Genomic DNA, 1,618 nt, shown 5'->3' on the forward strand with positions numbered 1-1,618 from the left:
CGCTGGGAGGGGGCGGTCCGAGTGGCCGGTGGCGAGGACGGCGGGCCGCTCGAATTACCGCCGCCCTGCCCGCTAGGCGGTCGCGTCGTCGGGCTAGCTGGTGGCGTGTCCCGGATCTTGAGAGTGTAGGTGATCTCGACACGGCGGTTGCGCGCTCGCCCGGACGGGGCATCGCTGCCGTCAGCGAAGGTCTCGGCGGCGATCGGCGCGCGCTCGCCTTTGCCGCTGACTTCGAACCGGAAGCCGCGCGCTGCCAGCTCGCCGAGCGCCTCTCGTACGGTCCGAGCCCGTTGGACCGATAGGCGCTGGTTGTAATCGGCGGGGCCATGCGCGTCAGTGTGGCCGACGATGCTAACCGGCTGAGCTGGGTCGGCATCGGCTCCGATATCGCGGGCCGTCTGAGCCAAAGCCTCTTGGACGGACGCGGACAACTGGGCGGAGCCGAACGCGAATCGCACCGTGACTTGATGTCTCTGCGGGCGGATTGCCTGCTCGCCCGGCGCAGCACCACGGTTCAGAGATCCGACACGGTCGGTCGTGCCGGAGGGCCGATCGTACTGGCCGTCCTCCGCACTACCGACGTTGTTCGTTGCTGATGCGACCTGCGCGTGTGGGAGCGGGGTCGCAGCAGCAACGCTGTGAGGCACGGCGGGCAACGTGCTTGCTCGGCTGACGGCGGCTGTCGTTCCGATGATGGCGACACCCAGTGTGGTGACCAGGAGCGCGACCAGACGTTGGGGGCCGTCCAGCCCGGGGATGTGCGGTACGGGTCGGCCACGCAACCGGGCGCCAGCCTCCAGCAGCAGCAGCGCGATCCAGATCAGCCAAAAGCCCCAGGCAACGTACGTGAGGAAGCCAAGGAACAGCGTTCCGTCGTCGCGCCGGGACAGGGTAGTGAGGATCTCGTCCCAGTTGGGGATCCGGGCCGGGACCGGCGACCCGGCGAGCGCAACGAACAGGTACGGCAGGCCTACTGTGACCGCGACCAGTACCAGGGCCGAGCCTATGCCGCGCAAGACTCTCCCGATGCGGTGGCGCCATCGTTGTGGCGAGTGGGAGGGAACCATGAAGATCCGTGTGCTGAATTGACTCCTGTGCTTCTGCGGCGGGGAGGTCTTTTCCTTACTGAAGTAGCGCGTAACAGCAGCATGCGGCAATGGCAAGCCGTCGGCGCGACTCAGGTCCCTCGTCGTGGCAACGGCTCGCTTCCATGAGGGTTGAGCTCGCGCCGACGTACCGTCGCTGTCTCATGGCTGCTAAACCTGCCGGCGAATAGCTGGCCCAATCAGTTCTACAGGGAGGTTGATGAACCCTCGCAGATTGCTGCCCTGCTCGCGGCGTGCTGTCCCGCTGAGCTTGATCGTCGGGTAACGGCGTAGCATGCGGCGAAAGAACTCGGTCGCTTCTAGCCGGGCAAGGTGGGCTCCCAGGCAGTGGTGGATGCCGCTGCCGAAAGACAATGGTGGGGCTTGGGTGCGATTGATGTCGAACTGGTCAGGGTTGCTGAACTGCGCGGGGTCGCGGTTGGCTGCGGCGAGGAGGGCGATGACGAATTGCCCGGGTAGCAGCTCGATGTCAGTTAGCGTGCACGGCTGAAGGACTGTGCGCGGGTTGAGGT

The 1,618-nt window shown here is 66.3% G+C and carries 2 protein-coding genes; both read right to left on the minus strand.

What is annotated here, in order from left to right; all coding sequences use genetic code 11:
• The coding region (locus tag E1264_RS42440) for an OmpA family protein (RefSeq protein ID WP_165964675.1) at positions 1-1,016 on the minus strand (1,016 nt) is incomplete at its 3' end.
• Between the two features lie 240 nt (positions 1,017-1,256).
• A partial coding sequence (locus E1264_RS46155; protein WP_132183215.1) for a cytochrome P450 occupies positions 1,257-1,618 on the minus strand: 362 nt, incomplete at its 5' end.

Source organism: Actinomadura sp. KC216 (assembly GCF_004348535.1).
Lineage (GTDB): Bacteria > Actinomycetota > Actinomycetes > Streptosporangiales > Streptosporangiaceae > Spirillospora.